Origin of the sequence: Curtobacterium sp. ME12 (assembly GCF_903970855.1) — a bacterium.
In the GTDB taxonomy this organism is placed as follows: Bacteria; Actinomycetota; Actinomycetes; order Actinomycetales; family Microbacteriaceae; genus Curtobacterium; species Curtobacterium poinsettiae_A.
Map to the genome: position 1 here is coordinate 1 of NZ_CAJCKD010000049.1, position 18,926 is coordinate 18,926.

The window sequence follows — 18,926 nt, forward strand, 5'->3', positions numbered from 1 at the left end:
GTCGGAGCACGCCCTGCGCCGCCCACGTGCTCCGCCAGCGGTGCCGCCCCCCCTCCCCCCCCCGCCCCCCTCCCGACCTGCCGTCTCGGTCTCCCGCCCGCTCGTCGCCGAGGTGACCGCGCTGCGCGAGTCGCTCCGTGCCGAAGGGGTCGACCGCGTCGTCCTCGCCGGCATGGGCGGCTCGTCCCTCGCACCCGAGGTCATCACGCGCACCGCCGGCGTACCCCTCACCGTCCTCGACTCGACCGACCCCGCACAGGTCCGCGCCGCCGTGACGACCGACCTCGAGCGCACCGTGCTCGTGGTCTCGTCGAAGTCCGGCTCGACGCTCGAGACCGATTCGCAGCGTCGTGTCTACGAGCAGGCCTTCCGCGACGCCGGCATCGACCCGGCCCGCCGCATCGTCGTCGTCACCGACCCGGGCTCCGCGCTCGAGGCCGCTGCGGTCGACGCCGGCTACCGCGTCTTCACCGCCGACCCCACGGTCGGCGGCCGCTACTCCGCGCTCACCGCCTTCGGCCTCGTGCCGTCCGGGCTCGCGGGAGCGGACATCGCCGAGCTCCTCGACGAGGCCGACGCGATCTCCGCGCTGCTCTCGGTCGACCTGGACGAGAACCCCGGGCTCGTGCTCGGTGCGGTCCTCGCCGGCACCGAGCCGCTGCGCGACAAGATCGCCATCGTGCCCGACGGCACGCACATCGTCGGTTTCGGCGACTGGGTCGAACAGCTGATCGCCGAGTCGACCGGCAAGGACGGCCGCGGCCTGCTGCCCGTCGTCCTGCACGCGGACTCCCCCGAGGTCTCCGCCGGCCTGCCCGACGTCCAGGTGATCCGCCTGGTCGGATCGCGCGAGGACGAGCGTCACGTGACCGAGGGCGAGGTCGAGATCACCGGCACGCTCGGTGGCCAGATCCTCGTCTGGGAGTACGCCGTCGCGGTCGCTGGTCGCCTGCTCGGCATCAACCCCTTCGACCAGCCCGACGTCGAGGCCGCCAAGGTCGCGACCCGTGCGCTGCTCGACGACCGCCCCGCTCCGGCTGCACCGGCGTTCTCCGAGGGCGGCATCGCCGTCCGCGCGACGCCCGGACTGGCGGTCGGTGCGACGCTCGCGGAAGCTGTGGCGGGCCTCCTGTCCGCCCTCGACCCGACCGGCTACGTGTCGGTACAGGCGTACGTCGACCGCACCACGAACAGCGGCCTCGAGTCGCTGCGCGACGCGATCGCAGCGCGCACGGCGCGTCCCGTCACCTTCGGGTACGGTCCGCGGTTCCTGCACTCGACCGGCCAGTACCACAAGGGCGGCCCCGCCACGGGAGTGTTCCTCCAGATCGTGGCCGACGAGACGGAGGACCTGGCGATCCCGGGTCGGCCGTTCACGTTCGGGCAGCTCCTCCGGGCCCAGGCAGCCGGCGACGCGAGTGTCCTCGCCGAGCACGGCCGGCCGGTCCTCACCCTCACGACGTCGGACGTCCACGCCGCCACCGCGGCGATGACGTCCGCCGTCTCCCACTGACTCGTAAGGAGTTCACCGACTCATGTCACCGGTGGCAATCACCCCGGAGCACAACCCGCTCCGGCTGCCGACGGATCGTCGACTGAACCGGATCGCGGGACCGAGCACGCTCATCATCTTCGGCGTGACGGGCGACCTGTCACGCAAGAAGCTGATGCCCGCGGTCTACGACCTGGCCAACCGGGGGCTCCTGCCCCCGGGGTTCGCGCTCGTCGGGTTCGCCCGTCGCGACTGGGAGGACCAAGACTTCTCCCAGCTCGTGCACGACGCCGTCAAGGAGCACTCGCGCACCCCGTTCGACGAGGACGTCTGGCGTCAGCTCGAACAGGGCATCCGCTTCGTCCAGGGCTCGTTCGACGACCCCGAGGCGTTCCGCGAGCTCAAGCGCACCGTCGACGACCTCGACGCCGAGCGCGGGACGCTGGGCAACCACGCGTTCTACCTGTCCATCCCGCCGAAGATGTTCCCGGTCGTCACCGAGCAGCTGAAGCTGTCCGGGCTGACCGAGAAGCGCGAGGGCTCCTGGAGCCGCGTGGTCGTCGAGAAGCCCTTCGGCTCCGACCTCCGCACCGCGCGCGAACTCAACGCGATCGTCGAGAGCGTCTTCGCCCCCGACGACGTGTTCCGCATCGACCACTACCTCGGCAAGGAGACCGTCCAGAACCTGCTGACGCTCCGGTTTGCGAACCAGATGTACGAACCCATCTGGAACTCGAACTACGTCGACCACGTCCAGATCACGATGGCCGAGGACATCGGCGTCGCCGGACGCGCCGCGTACTACGACGGCATCGGTGCGGCGCGCGACGTCATCCAGAACCACCTCCTGCAGCTCCTCGCCCTCACCGCGATGGAGGAGCCCGTCTCGTTCAAGGCCGCTGACCTGCGCGCCGAGAAGGAGAAGGTGCTCTCCGCCGTGCGCCTGCCGGAAGACCTGTCGACCGCCACTGCCCGCGGGCAGTACGACGGTGGCTGGCAGGGCGGCGAGAAGGTGCTCGGCTTCCTCGAAGAGGCCGGGATGAACCCGGAGTCCGGCACCGAGACCTACGCGGCGATCAAGCTCGACATCGCCACACGTCGCTGGCAGGGCGTCCCGTTCTACCTGCGCGCCGGCAAGCGTCTCGGCCGTCGTGTGACCGAGATCGCGATCGTGTTCAAGCGCGTCCCCGAGGACGTCTACGGCAACACGCAGTCCCCGCTCGGCCAGAACGCGCTCGTCATCCGTGTCCAGCCGGACGAGGGCGTCACGCTCCGCTTCGGCTCGAAGGTCCCCGGCGTCGGCACCCAGGTGCGCGACGTGACGATGGACTTCGGCTACGGCCACGCGTTCACCGAAGCATCCCCCGAGGCGTACGAGCGACTCATCCTCGACGTGCTCCTCGGTGACCCGCCGCTGTTCCCGCGGCACCAGGAGGTCGAGCTGTCCTGGAAGATCCTCGACCCCATCGAGGAGTTCTGGGCCACGCAGGGCCAGCCCGAGCAGTACCGTCCCGGCACGTGGGGCCCGGCATCCGCCGACGCCCTGCTCGCCCGCGACGGTCGGACCTGGAGGCGTCCGTGAAGATCGACATGCCCGACACCACGGTGTCGAAGATCCAGAAGAAGCTCGTCCGCATCCGCGAAGAGGGCGGCGCCGTCGCCCTCGGCCGCGTGCTGACCCTCATCATCTCGACGGCCCTCGGCCACGAGGAAGAGGCGATCGAGGCGGCGAACGAGGCGTCCCGCGAGCACCCGATGCGCGTGATCATCGTCTCGAAGAACAGCGGTGACACGAAGTCCCCCGGCCGCCTCGACGCGCAGATCCGCGTCGGCAGCGACGCGGGTGCGAGCGAGGTCATCGTCCTCCGTGCGTACGGCGAGACCGCGACCGACGAGGAGAGCCTGGTCACCGGCCTCCTGCTGCCGGACGCACCCGTCGTCGCATGGTGGCCGCAGACCGCTCCCGAGCAGCCCGCGGCGTCAGCCCTCGGCCGCATCGCGCAGCGACGGATCACGGACGCGGCCGCGCAGAAGGACCCGAACGACGCGATCGAGGCGCTCGGCGCGTCCTACGTGCCGGGTGACACCGACTTCGCGTGGACCCGTCTGACCCTGTGGCGGAACCAGCTCGCCGCGGCGCTCGACCAGCCGCCGTACGAGCCGATCACCGCCGTCGAGGTCTCCGGAGCGTCCGACAGCCCGTCGACGATCCTCCTCGCCGCCTGGCTCCAGCTGCAGCTCCGCGTGCCGGTGTCCGTCGTCACGTCGCCGCGCGCGACGGGGTCGAGCGGCATCCACGGTGTGCAGCTCGTCCGCGAGTCCGGCACCATCGAGCTCGAGCGCTCCCTGGTGGACGTCGCCACGCTCTCCATGCCCGGGCAGCCGACGCACGACCTGTCGCTGCCACGCCGCAACCTGCGCGACTGCCTGGCCGAGGAACTCCGTAGACTCGACCCGGACGTCCTCTTCGGAGACGTCGTCAAGCACGGGGTGCCCCAGCTGCGCGAGACCATCGCCCGCTGATCCACACCCCACACGGTCGGGCCGCCTGTCTGGTGCAGGCGGCCCGACCGGACCGAAGGCGGTCGGACGACCGGTCGGCCGCCACGAACACGGGAGTCACGTGACCAACGAACGGCGGGTGCTCGTGCACCCGGACAAGCAGGCCCTCGGCGCTTCGGTCGCCGCACGCTTCATCACCAAGATCATCGACGTGCTCGACGAGCAGGAGCGTGCCGACATCGCGATCAGCGGTGGCTCGGTGTCGTCCCTCGTCCTCGCCGCGATCGGCCAGTCGCCGGCTCGTGAGAGCGTCGACTGGTCGAAGGTCCACGTGTGGTGGGTCGACGAGCGCTGGGTGCCGGCCGGTGACGCCGACCGCAACACCACGGGGACGCAGACCGACTTCTTCGACCACGTCGACATCCCAGAGTCGAACATCCACCCGATGCCCGCATCCGACGCCGGCATCGACATCGAGCAGGCTGCGCTGCAGTACGAGCGCGAGCTGCAGGACGCCGCGTACGAGGGCGCCGTCGCTCCGCGCTTCGACATCACGCTGCTCGGCGTCGGTCCCGACGGACACACCGCCTCGCTCTTCCCGGAGTTCCCGCAGCTCACGGTCACCGACCGTGCCGTCGTGTCGGTCGACGACTCCCCCAAGCCGCCGCCGCAGCGTCTGACCGTCACCTTCCCCGTGATCAACGCCTCGCAGCGCGTCTGGGTGATCCTCTCCGGCGCCGAGAAGGCCTCGGTCCTCGGGCTGGCCCTCGCCGGTGCGTCGATCGAAGACGTCCCCGTCGGTGGCGTGCAGGGTCGCAAGCGCACGGTCTTCTTCGTGGACCAGGATGCCGCGCGCGACGTCCCCGAGAACCTGATCGCGTCGACGTACTAGACGCGCGTTCCTGACGGACGGGAGGCCCGGTGCCAGCTGGCACCGGGCCTCCCGTCCGTCTGTGGTGGCGCTCACCGCGCGCCGCGCCCGACGCGACTCCCCGCCGAAGCAACGCCGAGTGGTCACGAACTGTCGGCTACGCGGATGCCGGACGACGGTTCGCGCCACCACCGCGCACCGCACGCGGCATGTCGTGACCGCTCGGCGAGCGAGCCGCCCGCGTCCCCGGACACACGAAGGCCCCCACACCATCGGTGCAGGGGCCTCCGTCAGCGTGCGTGCGCTAGCTCTTCTTCGCCGCGGTGCCGCGACGCTCTCGGAGCTGCTGGAGCGCGTCCTCGAGGAGCTGCGCTGCCTCTTCCTCGGTGCGGCGTTCCTTCACGTACGCGAGGTGGGTCTTGTAGGGCTCCGTCTTGGAGACCACGGGCGGGTTCTCCTTGTCGCGACCGGCCGGCAGACCACTCGACGGCGAGTCCACCGTCTCGGGGATCTCCTCGTCGGGCAGGTTCGCGGCGAAGTACCGCACGACCTCGTTGCCGAGGGCGTCCCAGTACGAGATCGCCACCCGCTCTGCCTGGACCCCGCGGTCCTGTTCGCCCATGGGTCCCGCGCCGACGCGGGACCCTCGGATTGCACTGCCTCCGCTTGCCATGGATCAGACCCCCGCCGTGAACTTGTTGATGAGACCGAGCACGATGATGGAGACGATCCAGACCAGACCGAGGATCACCGTGATGCGGTTGAGGTTGCGCTCGGCCACACCGGACGCACCGAGGTTGCTCGTGACCCCACCGCCGAACATGTCGGAGAGGCCACCACCACGGCCCTTGTGCAGCAGGATGAGGAGCGTGAGCAGGAGGCTCGTGATTGCGAGCAGGACCTGCAGCACGACGGAGAGTATCGCCACGACGTACCTTTCGTGTCAGTCAGCCGTACCAGTGTACCGGCCGCGCGGAGCACGGCCGGTACCTGGACGGGAGTGGTGCGGACGACTGCCCGCGACGATGCCTGTGGACTACAGCCCGACGTGCTGCCGGAACCGGGCGATCGCCGCGAACTCCTGCACGTCGAGCGAAGCGCCACCGACGAGCGCACCGTCGATGTCGGGCTCGCGGAGGAACCCCGCGATGTTGCCCGACTTGACGGAGCCGCCGTAGAGCACGCGGGTGTCGGCCGCAGCCTGTTCACCCCAGGCTGCAGCGATGCCACGACGGATGGCCGCGCACTCGTCCTGCGCCTGCTCGGCCGTGGCCGCCTGGCCGGAGCCGATGGCCCAGACCGGCTCGTACGCCACGACGATGTCGGCGGCCTCGACCGCGTCGAGCACGACGCGGAGCTGCTCGACCGGGACGACACCGGCGCCGCGCTCCTCGCGCTGCTCGCCGGTCTCGCCGACGCAGACCACGGGCACGAGACCGTGCTTGACGGCCGCTGCGGTCTTCGCCGCGACGACCTCGTCGGTCTCACCGTGCAGCGTGCGCCGCTCGGAGTGGCCGACGATGACGTACTGGGCGTCGAGTGCAGCGAGGAACGCGCCGGAGACGTCACCGGTGTAGGCGCCGGAATCGAACTGGGACAGGTCCTGCGCACCGAAGTGGATCGGCAGCTTGTCGGCCGAGATGAGCGTCTGCACGCTCCGCAGGTCGGTGAACGGCGGGAACACCGCGACCTCGACGTCGTCGAAGTCGTGCCGGGCGTCCTTGAGCGTCCACGCGAGCTTCTGCACGGTGGCGATGGCCTGGAGGTGGTCCAGGTTCATCTTCCAGTTGCCCGCGATGAGCGGCGTCCGGGTCATCGCGACCACCCCAGTGCTTCGAGACCGGGGAGCGACTTGCCCTCGAGGAACTCGAGGCTCGCACCGCCACCGGTCGAGATGTGCCCGAACTGGTCGTCCGAGAAGCCGAGCGACCGGACGGCCGCGGCGGAGTCGCCACCGCCGACCACACCGAGGCCGTCGACCTCGGTCAGGGCCTGCGCGACCGTCTTCGTGCCGGCGGCGAAGGCCGGGAACTCGAACACGCCCATCGGGCCGTTCCAGAACACGGTCTTCGACGAGGACACCGCGGAAGCGAACCGCGCCGCCGTCTCCGGTCCGATGTCGAGGCCGATGCCGTCCGCCCCGAAGGACGACGACTCGATCGCGTCCGCGGCGACGGTCTCGTGCGACGCGTCGGCCGCGAACCCAGACGCCACGACGACGTCCGTCGGCAGGTCGATCGTCACACCGAGCTCCTTCGCCCGCGAGAGGTACTCGCGGACGACGTCGAGCTGGTCGGCCTCGAGCAGTGACTTCGCGACCCCGTGGCCCTGGGCCGCGAGGAACGTGAAGAGCATGCCGCCGCCGATGCAGAGCGTGTCCACCTGCGGCAGGAGGTGGTCGATGACGCCGAGCTTGTCGCTGACCTTCGACCCGCCGAGCACGACCGTGTATGGCCGCTCCGGCGTCGTCGTGAGGCGTTCGAGCACGCGGAGCTCGGTCTCGATGAGGGAGCCGGCCGCACTGGGCAGCGCGGACGCGAGCTCGTAGACCGAGGCCTGCTTGCGGTGCACGACGCCGAAGCCGTCGGAGACGAAGGCGTCCCCGAGGGCGGCGATCCGCTCCGCGAAGGCACGGCGCTCGTCTGCGTCCTTCGAGGTCTCCTCCGGGTTGAACCGGAGGTTCTCGAGCAGCAGGACGTCGCCGTCCCCGAGGGCCTCGGCGGCCGCGGTGGCTTCGTCACCGACGGTCTCGCCGACGAACGTGACCTCCTTGCCGAGCAGCTCGGAGAGCCGCTGCGCCACGGGGGCGAGCGAGTACTCCGGGGCGGGCGAACCATCCGGGCGCCCGAGGTGCGAGACCACGATGACGCGGGCCCCGGCGTTCACCAGCGTGTTCAGGGTGCCGAGCGACGCCCGCACGCGGCCGTCGTCCGTGATGGTGCCGTCCTTGAGCGGGACGTTCAGGTCACAACGGACGATGACGCGCTTGCCGGCGAGGTCGCCGAGGTCCTCGAGGGTGCGGAGGGCCATGTGTTACAGACGCTCGCCGACGTACTCGGTGAGGTCGACGAGGCGGTTCGAGTAGCCCCACTCGTTGTCGTACCACGAGGTGATCTTGACGAGGCCCCCGATGACCTTGGTCAGGCCGGAGTCGTAGATCGAGGAGTGCGGGTCCGTGGTGATGTCGGTCGACACCAGCGGGTCCTCGCTGTAGAGCAGGATGCCCTTGAGGGGGCCTTCCGCGGCCTCCTTGTAGGCGGCGTTGATCTCGTCGACCGTGACCTCGGACTTGGTCTCGAGCGTGAGGTCGGTGATCGAGCCGGTGGGGACCGGGACACGCAGGGCGAAGCCGTCCAGCTTGCCGGCGAGCTCGGGGAGCACGAGGCCGATGGCCTTCGCGGCACCGGTCGAGGTCGGCACGATGTTCAGCGCTGCGGCACGTGCACGACGGGGGTCCTTGTGCGGGCCGTCCTGCAGGTTCTGGTCCGCGGTGTAGGCGTGGACCGTGGTCATGAGGCCACGCTCGATGCCGAACTTGTCGTGGAACACCTTGGCGAGCGGCGCGAGGCTGTTCGTGGTGCAGGACGCGTTCGAGATGATGTGGTGGTTCGCGGGGTCGTACTGCCCCTCGTTCACGCCGAGCACGATGGTGACGTCGTCACCCGAGGCCGGCGCGGAGATGATGACCTTCTTGGCACCGGCGTCGATGTGCTTCTGCGCATCGGCGGCCTTGGTGAAGAAACCGGTCGACTCGATGACGATGTCGACGCCCAGCTCGCCCCAGGGCAGGTTGGCGGGGTCGCGCTCGGCGAGGACCTTGATGGCCTTGCCGTCGACGACGATGTTGTCGCCGTCGAGCTCGACGGTCGCGGGGAGCTTGCCCGTGATGGAGTCGAACTTCAGCAGGTTGGCGAGCGACGCGTTGTCGGTGAGGTCGTTCACCGCCACGATCTCGAGGTCGGAGCCCTTCGCGAGGGCGGCCCGGAAGAAGTTACGGCCGATGCGGCCGAAGCCGTTGATACCGATCTTGACGGTCAATGGATCTCCTGGTGAGTGTGGAGCGCCCAGGGGGCGCTGCTTTCGGGAGTCGCGCACCCTGGCGGGCCCGCGTGTGGTGGACGATACGCCCCGTAACGTCGCCGTAACGACCCTAGCAGTCGGACACTGCGTGCCCGAGCGGGATGACGGTCCGTCCGGACGGTCGCCGACCAGGCCGGGAACGGGTCCGAGAGAGGCCGGCAAACGGACGGGAGGCGCGGTGCCAGCTGGCACCGCGCCTCCTGTCCGCAGGGTCGACAGACCGCTCTCAGGCCCCTTCGAGCTCCTCGGGAACGCTCGCTTCGGTACCCGGGATGCCGAGGTCGGAGGCCCGCTTGTCCGCCATCGCCAGCAGGCGACGGATGCGGCCGGCGATGGCGTCCTTGGTCATCGGCGGGTCCGCGTGCTGGCCGAGCTCGTCGAGCGAGGCGTCGCGGTGCTGCAGGCGGAGCGTGCCGGCGTACTGCAGGTGGTCGGGGACCTCGTCGCCGAGGATCTCGAGCGCACGCTCGACGCGGGCGCAGGCAGCCACGGCGGCCTGCGCGGAACGGCGCAGGTTCGCGTCGTCGAAGTTGACCAGGCGGTTCGCGGTCGCACGGACCTCGCGACGCTGGCGCATCTCCTCCCAGTCGGCGGTGGTGCGCGCGGCGCCCATGACGGTCAGCATCTGGCCGATGGCCTCGCCGTCGCGGATGACGACGCGGTGCACCCCGCGGACCTCGCGGCCCTTGGCGGCCACCCCGAGACGCGACGCGGCACCGACGAGGGCCATCGCGGCCTCGTTGCCCGGGCACGTGACCTCGAGCGCCGCGGCCCGACCCGGGTCGGTCAGGGTGCCTGAGGCGAGGAACGCACCGCGCCAGATGGCGGCGAGGTCGTCACGGTTGCCCGTGGTGAGGCGGTTCGGCAGCCCGCGGACGGGGCGACGACGGGCGTCCATCAGGCCGGTCTGGCGGGCGAGGGTCTCCCCCGCCTCGAGCACGCGGACCAGGTAGCGGGTCCCGCGCCGGGCGGACGCCGACGAGCCCACCGACGCCTCGCTGCGCACGCCGTAGAGCTCGGCGAGGTCCTTGCGGACCCGGTGCACGATGATCCGGGTGTCGAGCTCGACCTCGACCGCGATGCGGCCCGAGATGACGTGCAGACCACCAGCGAACCGGAGGATCGTGGCCAGTTCGGCGGCGCGGACCGTGTTGCGGTTCACGGCGACCCTGGCCAGTTCGTCCTTGACCTCGGCAGTCAACGGCACAGCATCATTCCTAACGTTCGTTCAGTGGTTCCCGCAGATCCGGCGGCACGGGCGTGGGAGCGGCCGGAGGGACGGTCACTCCCGGCCGAGATCTCGGTTCTTCACACGCACGGCGACGCCAGGCATCCCGCGGAGGAGGTTCGCCAACTCGGCGACGATGGCGACCGAGCGGTGCTTCCCGCCGGTACAGCCGATGGCGATCGTAGCGTGTCTTTTGTTCTCGCGCTGGTACCCCTCGAACACCGGCTCGAGGACGGAGGCGTAGCGATCGACGAACGGACGGGCCCCGGCCTGGGCCAGCACGTAGTCCGAGACCGGCTGGTCGAGCCCGGTGTGCGGCCGCAGTTCCGGCACCCAGTAGGGGTTCGGGAGGAACCGCACGTCGGCCACCATGTCGGCGTCGGCGGGCAGTCCGTACTTGAAGCCGAAGCTCATCAGCGTGACCTGTACGCCCACGAAGTGCTCGTCGGCGAAGTGCTCGATGACGGTGTTCGCGAGCTGGTGGATGTTGAGGTCGGAGGTGTCGATCACCACGTCGGACGCCTCGCGGAGGCCGGCGAGACGCGCCCGTTCGCGGGCGATGCCGTCGAGCAGGGTGTCCTCGCCCTGGAGCGGGTGGGGTCGACGAACCTGCTCGAAGCGCCGGACCAGCACGGCGTCGGTGGCCTCGAGGAACAGCACCCGGACCCGCGCGGAGGTGCTCGAGCGGACCTGCTCGACCGCGTGCTCGGGGTCGGTGAAGAACCGCCCGCCGCGGACGTCGACCACCGTGGCGATCTTCGGGATCTTCTCCCCCGCGCGGTCGGCCAGCTCGGTCAGCGGGGCCAGCATCTGCGTGGGCAGGTTGTCGACGACGTACCAGCCCAGGTCTTCGAGGGCCTTGCCGACGGTGGACCGCCCGGCCCCGGACATGCCGGTGACGATGAGGATGTCGTGCTGCGACGCGTGGGTGGTCGCGGTGGCGCTGTCGGTCATCTGGGAGTGGGCTCCGTCGTGGCGGCCCGGGCGCGTCGCCCGGGGAGGTCTCGGCTGCCGGACCAGGCTACCGCCCGGTGGCGGCCGGGAGGCGCGGGGGTCGTCACGACGGTCGCTGCGGACCGTCGTCGGTCACCTCGGGGACCCGCACCGGGCCTCCGGGATCGGTTCCGGTCCCAGCCCCGGTCCCGGTCCCGGTGTCGGCGATCGCGTCGGGGTCCGGTTCGGGGGCGCTCGACGCGCTCGTGGCGGGTGCACTCGTCGGCGTCTGGGCCAGCTTCGAGACCACCGCGGCAGCGGTCGCCGGGCCGATCCCGTTCACCTCGCCGATGTCCTCGGCTGTGGCCTCGCGGAGCCGGGCGACCGAGCCGAAGTGCTTCAGCAGGGCGTTGACGCGGCTCGGGCCGAGACCGGGGATCTCGGACAGCCGCGAGCGGACGTCGCGCTTCCGCTTGCTGCGCTGGTGGGTGATCGCGAACCGGTGCGCCTCGTCGCGGATGCGCTGGATGAGGAAGAGCGCCTCGGAGTTGCGGGGCAGGATGACCGGGAAGTCGTCGTCGGGGAGCCAGAGCTCCTCGAGCCGCTTGGCGATGCCGACCAGGGCGATGTCGTGCACGCCGGCTTCGTCCATCGCGCGCTTCGCGGCTTGCACCTGGGGCTGGCCGCCGTCGACGATGAGCAGCTGCGGGCGGTACGCGAACCGCTTCGTCGGCTTCGACCCCTCGACGACCTCGTCGGTCGTGACGTCGGGGACGTCCGGCAGCTCGGCGTCCTCGTCCAGCCGTGCCAGACGCCGCGAGAGCACCTGGTACATGCTGTCGGTGTCGTCGGTGGTCTCGGCGATCGAGTACCGGCGGTACTGGTCCTTGCGCGGCAGACCGTCCTCGAACACCACCATCGACGCGACGACGTTCGTGCCCTGCAGGTGCGAGATGTCGTAGCACTCCATGCGGAGCGGCGCCTCGGTCATGCCGAGGGCGTCCTGGATGTCGGCCAGGGCCGCAGCCCGCGTCGTGTAGTCGGCGGAGCGCTTGGTCTTGTAGAGCATGAGCGCCTGCCCGGCGTTCTGCGCGGCCGTCCGGGCGAGCCCGGCACGATCGCCGCGCTGCGCGGTGCTGAGCTTCGTCCCACGGCCGTTCCGGCGCCCGCTGAGCCACTCCTGGAGCGCGTCGGCGTCCTCCGGCAGTTCGGGGACCACGACCTCGCGCGGGGGCTCGTCCGTGACGTAGACACCCTGCACGATCTGCTCGACGAGGTCGCCGGTGGCGATGTCGAGCTCCTTGTCGACCACCCAGCCGCGGACACCACGGATGCGGCCACCACGGACGGAGAACAGCTGCACGGCCGCGGCGAGCTCGTCCTCCGCGATGCCGAACAGGTCGAGGTCGACCGAGTCGCGGAGCACCACGGCGGACTTCTCGAGCACGGCCTCGAGCGCTTCGACCTGGTCGCGGTACTTCGCGGCCTGCTCGTACTGCATCGCGTCGGCCGAGGCACCCATGCGCTGCCGGAGCTCGGTGATGACCCGACGGTCGTAGGAGTTCATGAAGCGCACGAACTCCTCGACGAGCGCACGGTGCTCCTCGATCGTGACCTTCTGCGAGCACGGCCCACCGCACTTGCCGATCTGCCCCGGGAAGCACGGCCGGCCCGTCTGCATCGCCTTCTTGTACGACGAGTCCGAACACGTGCGGATCGGGAACACCTTGATCATCAGGTCGATGGTGTCGTGCACCGCCCAGATCTTCGGGTACGGACCGAAGTACTTCGCGCCCTTGATCTTGCGGTTGCGCGTGACCATCACCCGCGGCGCTTCGTCACCCAGGGTGACCGCCATGTACGGGTACGACTTGTCGTCGCGGAACTTGACGTTGAACGGCGGGTCGAACTCCTTGATCCAGGTGTACTCCAGCTGGAGCGCCTCGATCTCGGAGCCGACCGTCGTCCACTCGACGCTGCGCGCCGTCAGGACCATGCGCCGCGTGCGCTCGTGCAGCGTCGGCAGCGGCGCGAAGTAGTTGCTCAGCCGGGCGCGGAGGTTCTTCGCCTTGCCGACGTAGAGCACCCGACCGGCTTCGTCACGCCAGCGGTAGACGCCCGGGTCGGTCGGGATCTCCCCCGCCTTCGGACGCCACGGGACGGTGTCCGCCACCTACCGAGCACCCGCCTTCTGCTTGCTCGCCTGCTTGGTCGTGCCCTGCTCCTTGCCACCCTGCTGCTTCTGGGTGGCCTGGCGTGCGCCGACCGCCTGCTGCTTGCCGACCCGGGCGTCCTGCGCGTCGAAGATCTCGCGCAGGAAGACACCCGTGTGGCTCTCCGGCACGGTCGCCACGTGCTCCGGGGTGCCCGTCGCGAGGACCGTGCCACCGCCGGAGCCACCCTCGGGTCCCATGTCGATCAACCAGTCGGCGGACTTGATGACGTCGAGGTTGTGCTCGATCGTGATGACGGTGTTGCCCTTGTCGACGAGGCTCTGCAGGACGAGGAGCAGCTTGCGGACGTCCTCGAAGTGCAGACCGGTGGTCGGCTCGTCGAGCACGTAGACCGTGCGGCCGTTCGAGCGACGCTGCAGCTCGGTGGCGAGCTTGACGCGCTGCGCCTCGCCACCGGAGAGCGTGGTCGCACTCTGGCCGAGACGCACGTAGCCGAGGCCCACGTCGACGAGCGTCGCCATGTACCGGTGGATCGCCGAGATCGGCTCGAAGAACTCGGCGGCCTCGCTGATCGGCATGTCGAGGACCTCGGAGATGTTCTTGCCCTTGTAGTGGACCTGGAGCGTCTCGCGGTTGTACCGCGCACCGCCGCAGACCTCGCACGCGACGTAGACGTCGGGCAGGAAGTTCATCTCGATCTTGATCGTGCCGTCGCCCGCGCAGTTCTCGCAGCGGCCGCCCTTGACGTTGAAGCTGAAGCGGCCGGGCTGGTAGCCACGGGTCTTGGCCTCTTGCGTCTCGGCGAACAGCTGGCGGATGCGGTCGAACACGCCCGTGTAGGTCGCCGGGTTCGAGCGCGGCGTGCGGCCGATCGGTGCCTGGTCGACGTGCACGACCTTGTCGAGCTGGTCGAGGCCCTTCACCCGCGTGTGCTTGCCCGCGATGTGCCGTGCGCCGTTGAGCTGGTTGGCGAGCACCTTGTACAGGATGTCGTTCACCAGCGTCGACTTGCCGGACCCGCTCACGCCCGTCACTGCGGTGAACACACCGAGAGGGAAGTCCGCGTCGATCGACTTGAGGTTGTTCGCGCGGGCACCCTGCACGGTGATGGCACGCTTCAGGTTGACCTTGCGGCGCTCGGCCGGCACCTCGATCGCGCGTCGGCCGGCGAGGTAGTCACCGGTGATCGACTCGCGGTTCTCGATGATGCCCTCGTAGGAACCGGAGTGCACGACGTTGCCGCCGTTCACACCGGCGCCGGGGCCGATGTCGACGACCCAGTCGGCCGTGCGGATCGTGTCCTCGTCGTGCTCGACGACGATCAGCGTGTTGCCGAGGTCCTTGAGCTTGACCAGGGTGTCGATGAGTCGACGGTTGTCGCGCTGGTGCAGGCCGATGCTCGGCTCGTCGAGCACGTAGAGCACACCGGTCAGCCCGGAGCCGATCTGCGTCGCCAGGCGGATGCGCTGCGCCTCGCCGCCGGACAGACCACCGGCACCACGCGCGAGCGTGAGGTAGTTCAAGCCGACCTCGAGCAGGAACTCGAGGCGTGCGCGGATCTCGCGGAGGACCGCGGCGGCGATGTGCGCTTCACGGTCGGTCAGCGTCAACTCGTCCATGAACGAGTACGCGTTGTCGAGCGACATGTCGGTGACGTCCGCGATGCTGCGGTCGTTGACCGTCACCGCGAGCACCTCGGGCTTGAGGCGGGTGCCCTCGCACACCGGGCACGGGACCTCGCGCAGGTAGCCCTGGAAGCGCTGCCGCTGCGAGTCCGACTCGGCCTCGGCGAACTTGCGCTCGATGTAGGGCATGACGCCCTCGAACCCGCTCGTGTACCGCATCTCGCGGCCGAACCGGTTGCGCCAGGAGACCGACACCTGGAAGTCCTTGCCGGTCAGGATGGACGCCTGCACCGCGGGGTCGAGCTGGTTCCACGGGGTGTCGAGCGAGAAGCCGAGCTCCTTGCCGAGGCCACCGAGCAGCTTCTCGAAGTAGGAGTACAGCCCGCTGGTACCGGTCCAGGGCAGCAGGACGCCGTCACGCAACGAGGCCTCGGGGTCGCCGAGCACCAGGTCGGGGTCGACCGACATGCGCGTGCCGAGGCCGGAGCACTCGGGGCAGGCACCGAACGGCGCGTTGAACGAGAACGTGCGCGGCTCGATCTCCGTGAGCGCGAGCGGGTGGTTGTTCGGGCACGAGAGGTTCTCGGAGTAGGTCCGGACCGCGCCGGGCCCCTCGTGGTCCACCAGGTCGATGCCGACGGTGCCGTCGGTCAGGCGCAGGGCGGTCTCGAGCGAGTCGGTGAGTCGCCCGAGGATGTCGTCGCTCGCCACCAGGCGGTCGACGATGACCGAGATGTCGTGCTTGACCTGCTTCTTGAGCTTGGGCGGGTCGCTGAGCTGGATTCGCTCGCCGTCCACGATCGCGCGGGCGTACCCGGACGCCGCGAGCTCCTGGAAGAGGTCGACGAACTCGCCCTTCTTCTTGGAGATGACGGGCGCGAGGACCTGGAACCGGGTGCCGGTCTCGAACTGCATGAGCTGGTCGGCGATCTGCTGCACGGTCTGCTTGCTGATCACCTCGCCGCACGTCGGGCAGTGGGGGACCCCGATGCGCGCCCAGAGCAGTCGCATGTAGTCGTAGACCTCGGTGATCGTGCCGACCGTCGACCGAGGGTTGCGGTTGGTCGACTTCTGGTCGATCGAGACCGCCGGCGAGAGCCCCTCGATGAAGTCGACGTCGGGGCGGTCGACCTGGCCGAGGAACTGGCGCGCGTAGGCGGACAGCGACTCGACGTACCGGCGCTGCCCCTCGGCGAAGATCGTGTCGAACGCCAGCGAGGACTTGCCCGAGCCGGAGAGGCCGGTGAACACGACGAGTGAGTCGCGCGGGATCTCGAGGTCGACGTCGCGGAGGTTGTGCACGCGCGCGCCGCGCACGCTGAGCGTGGAGGTGCTGTGCGGTGCGGTCCCGCCGGGGAGGTGGAGGTCAGCGGGCTCGCCGAAGGCGTTCCGGCCCGACGTCGAGGTACCGGGGTCAGAGGTGATGGTCATCGTCGTCGATTCTACGAAGCGGGACCGACATTCGGCCGGGATGGAGGCTCAGACGAGTGCGTCGAGAGCGAACGCGACACCGGATGCACGCTCGCTCGCTGCCCAGAGCTGCGCTGCGACCGTCCGGTCGTGCGCCCGTGGTTCCGCCGCGACCACGGCGGCCGGGCCACGGAGCTGCATCCAGCCCGCCGGACCCCAGTACTCCCCCGAACGCACGTCCGCACCGACGGCCGCGTGCACGAGCGGCTGGGCGCCGAGGTCCTTGCCCTGGGCGACGATGCGCTGCGCCGGGCGGATCCACTCGGGCTCGGGTCGTGCCGGGCTGACCTCCGGGCGTGCCGGTGACAGGCGGTCGAGCGACAGGCCGGGGTGCGCGACGACGCTCGACACGGACGACCCCGAGTCGGCCAGTCGCCCGGCGAGCTCGAAGCCGAACAGCATCACCGCGAGCTTGCTCCTGGCGTACTGGCGGTGGCTCGAGTACCGACCGACGCCGAGCGGATCGGTCACGTCGAGCTGGGCGAACCGATGGGCGATCGACCCGAGGTGCACGACCCGGCCGGCTCGTCGTTCGAGCAGGGGCAGGACCAGGGCGGTCCACGCGAAGTGCCCGAGGTGGTTCGTGCCGATCTGCAGCTCGGTGCCCTGTGCCGTGCTCCCCCGCGTCGACGCCCCGACGACCCCGGCGTTGTTCACGACCGCGTCGACGCCGTCGGGCTCCAGCGCGGCGAGTTCGTCGGCAGCGGCACTGACCGAGTCGAGGTCGGCGAGGTCGAGGTGGACGTGCGCGAGCGAGGCGCCGTCGACGTGCCGCCGGATGCTGCGCTCGGCGGCGTCCGCCCGACCGCGGTCGCGCGTCGCCAGCACCACCCGGTGCCCCGCCGCGGCGAGCTGCTCGGCGGCGTGGTAGCCGAGCCCGGCGCTCGCACCGGTGACGACGACCGTACGGGCGCCGTCAGCTGACATGCCCGGCCGACTCCATCTGGCGCAGGGCCTTCTTCAGGTCCTGCACCTCGTCGCGCAGTCGCGCCGCGAGCTCGAACTTCAGCTCGGCCGCAGCCTGCAGCATCTGGTCGTTCAGGTCGGCGATGGTGGCACCGAGCTGCGTCGCGCCCTCGCCCGCGATGCCGCCGCGCTTGAGGTTCGGTGTGGGCGACCGACGGCCGTCGGTGCCGGGGCGACCCTGCAGGAGCGCCTTCGTGTCGTCGTTCTCGCGCTGCAGGACCTCGGTGATGTCCGCGATCTTCTTGCGCAGCGGCTGGGGGTCGATGCCGCGCTCCAGGTTGTAGGCGACCTGCTTCTCGCGACGGCGATCGGTCTCCTCGATCGCGATCTTCATGGAGTCGGTCATCTTGTCGGCGTACATCAGCACCTGGCCCGACACGTTGCGGGCAGCGCGACCGATCGTCTGGATGAGCGACGTCGACGACCGGAGGAAGCCTTCCTTGTCGGCGTCGAGGATCGCGACGAGCGACACCTCGGGCAGGTCGAGCCCCTCGCGCAGCAGGTTGATGCCGACGAGCACGTCGTAGACGCCCTGCCGCAGCTCGGTCAACAGTTCGACGCGCTTCAGGGTGTCGACGTCGGAGTGCAGGTACCGGACGCGCACGCCGGCGTTCCCGAGGAAGTCGGTGAGTTCTTCCGCCATGCGCTTGGTCAGCGTGGTGACGAGGACGCGTTCGTCCTTCTCGACCCGCTGCTTGATCTCCTCGAGCAGGTCGTCGATCTGGCCGTCGCTCGGCTTGACCACGATCTCGGGGTCGATCAGGCCGGTCGGGCGGATGATCTGCTCGACCACGCTGTCGGTGACCCCGAGCTCGTAGCGCCCCGGGGTGGCCGACAGGTAGACCTTCTGCCCGACGCGCTCAAGGAACTCCTCCCACTTCAGGGGGCGGTTGTCCATCGCGCTCGGCAGGCGGAACCCGTGCTCGACCAGCGTGCGCTTGCGCGAGGCGTCGCCTTCGTACATCGCGCCGATCTGCGGCACGGTGACGTGCGACTCGTCGATGACGATGAGGAAGTCGTCGGGGAAGTAGTCGATGAGGCAGTGCGGTGCCTCGCCCGGACCACGGCCGTCCATGTGCCGCGAGTAGTTCTCGATGCCCGAGCAGAACCCGATCTGCTCCATCATCTCGATGTCGAACGTGGTGCGCATCCGGAGCCGCTGGGCCTCGAGCAGCTTGCCCTGGCCCTCGAGCTCGGCGAGCCGTTCCGCGAGTTCTTCCTTGATGGAGGCGATCGCCCGGTGCATCACGTCGGTGTCCGCGACGTAGTGCGAGGCCGGGAAGATCGACACGGCGGGCAGGTCGTCGATGACGTTGCCGGTGAGGGGGTGCAGCGAGGAGAGCGCCTCGATCTCGTCACCGAACATCTCGATGCGGATCGCGTGCTCTTCGTACATCGGGATGATCTCGATGGTGTCGCCCCGCACCCGGAAGGTGCCCCGGGCGAAGTCGACGTCGTTGCGCTGGTACTGCATGGCGACGAACTTGCGGACGAGCTGGTCGCGGGAGATCGTCTGACCGACGTGGAGCGCGACCGATGCGTTCATGTACTGCTCGGGGGTGCCGAGACCGTAGATGCAGGAGAC

General features: G+C 69.9%; 14 protein-coding genes and 1 pseudogene. 4 read left to right on the forward strand and 11 right to left on the reverse strand.

What is annotated here, in order from left to right; genetic code table 11:
* Positions 1–79: 79 nt before the first annotated feature.
* The 4 genes and pseudogenes from H7A73_RS16790 to pgl form a co-directional block, all read left to right on the forward strand.
* Positions 80–1,513 (forward strand): annotated as a pseudogene (locus H7A73_RS16790) (glucose-6-phosphate isomerase); the annotation flags it as partial.
* A gap of 22 nt (positions 1,514–1,535) precedes the next feature.
* On the forward strand, positions 1,536–3,074 hold the full coding sequence (gene zwf / locus H7A73_RS16795) for a glucose-6-phosphate dehydrogenase (RefSeq protein ID WP_027465683.1): 1,539 nt from the start codon (positions 1,536–1,538) through the stop codon (positions 3,072–3,074).
* On the forward strand, positions 3,071–4,015 hold the full coding sequence (locus tag H7A73_RS16800; protein ID WP_182067013.1) for a glucose-6-phosphate dehydrogenase assembly protein OpcA: 945 nt from the start codon (positions 3,071–3,073) through the stop codon (positions 4,013–4,015). The genes zwf and H7A73_RS16800 overlap by 4 nt, the downstream gene beginning before the upstream one ends.
* A 100-nt stretch (positions 4,016–4,115) precedes the next feature.
* Complete coding sequence (gene pgl / locus H7A73_RS16805; protein WP_182067014.1) at positions 4,116–4,886, forward strand: 6-phosphogluconolactonase; 771 nt, start codon at positions 4,116–4,118, stop codon at positions 4,884–4,886.
* A gap of 283 nt (positions 4,887–5,169) precedes the next feature.
* Here the strand turns inward: pgl and H7A73_RS16810 are convergent, their stop codons facing one another.
* The 11 genes from H7A73_RS16810 to uvrB all read right to left on the reverse strand — a co-directional run.
* Positions 5,170–5,538 carry an RNA polymerase-binding protein RbpA gene (locus H7A73_RS16810; protein ID WP_110862753.1) on the reverse strand — a complete coding sequence of 123 codons (369 nt, stop codon included), beginning with the start codon at positions 5,536–5,538 and terminating at the stop codon, positions 5,170–5,172.
* 3 nt (positions 5,539–5,541) lie between these two features.
* On the reverse strand, positions 5,542–5,793 hold the full coding sequence (gene secG, locus H7A73_RS16815; RefSeq protein WP_017887256.1) for a preprotein translocase subunit SecG: 252 nt from the start codon (positions 5,791–5,793) through the stop codon (positions 5,542–5,544).
* Between the two features lie 108 nt (positions 5,794–5,901).
* Positions 5,902–6,681: a triose-phosphate isomerase gene (gene tpiA, locus H7A73_RS16820; protein ID WP_182067016.1), complete on the reverse strand. Its 780-nt coding sequence runs from the start codon at positions 6,679–6,681 to the stop codon at positions 5,902–5,904.
* Positions 6,678–7,895, reverse strand: coding sequence for a phosphoglycerate kinase (locus tag H7A73_RS16825; RefSeq protein ID WP_182067018.1), 1,218 nt, complete (start codon positions 7,893–7,895; stop codon positions 6,678–6,680). Before H7A73_RS16825 ends, tpiA begins: the two co-directional genes overlap by 4 nt.
* Positions 7,896–7,898: 3 nt before the next feature.
* On the reverse strand, positions 7,899–8,903 hold the full coding sequence (gene gap / locus H7A73_RS16830) for a type I glyceraldehyde-3-phosphate dehydrogenase (protein WP_027465689.1): 1,005 nt from the start codon (positions 8,901–8,903) through the stop codon (positions 7,899–7,901).
* 268 nt (positions 8,904–9,171) lie between these two features.
* A complete protein-coding gene (gene whiA, locus H7A73_RS16835) occupies positions 9,172–10,152 on the reverse strand; it encodes a DNA-binding protein WhiA (protein WP_071244735.1) in 981 nt (326 codons plus the stop codon).
* A 75-nt stretch (positions 10,153–10,227) separates the two neighbouring features.
* A complete protein-coding gene (gene rapZ / locus H7A73_RS16840) occupies positions 10,228–11,127 on the reverse strand; it encodes an RNase adapter RapZ (RefSeq protein ID WP_027465691.1) in 900 nt (299 codons plus the stop codon).
* 103 nt (positions 11,128–11,230) lie between these two features.
* On the reverse strand, positions 11,231–13,279 hold the full coding sequence (gene uvrC / locus H7A73_RS16845; RefSeq protein WP_182067020.1) for an excinuclease ABC subunit UvrC: 2,049 nt from the start codon (positions 13,277–13,279) through the stop codon (positions 11,231–11,233).
* Positions 13,280–16,336, reverse strand: coding sequence for an excinuclease ABC subunit UvrA (gene uvrA / locus H7A73_RS16850; RefSeq protein ID WP_247737738.1), 3,057 nt, complete (start codon positions 16,334–16,336; stop codon positions 13,280–13,282). It abuts the gene before it with no gap.
* 48 nt (positions 16,337–16,384) lie between these two features.
* A complete protein-coding gene (locus H7A73_RS16855; RefSeq protein WP_182067022.1) occupies positions 16,385–17,302 on the reverse strand; it encodes an SDR family NAD(P)-dependent oxidoreductase in 918 nt (305 codons plus the stop codon).
* Positions 17,292–18,926, reverse strand: a 1,635-nt coding sequence (uvrB, locus tag H7A73_RS16860) for an excinuclease ABC subunit UvrB (protein WP_182067024.1), incomplete at its 5' end; no start/stop codon positions are given. The genes H7A73_RS16855 and uvrB, both read right to left, overlap by 11 nt.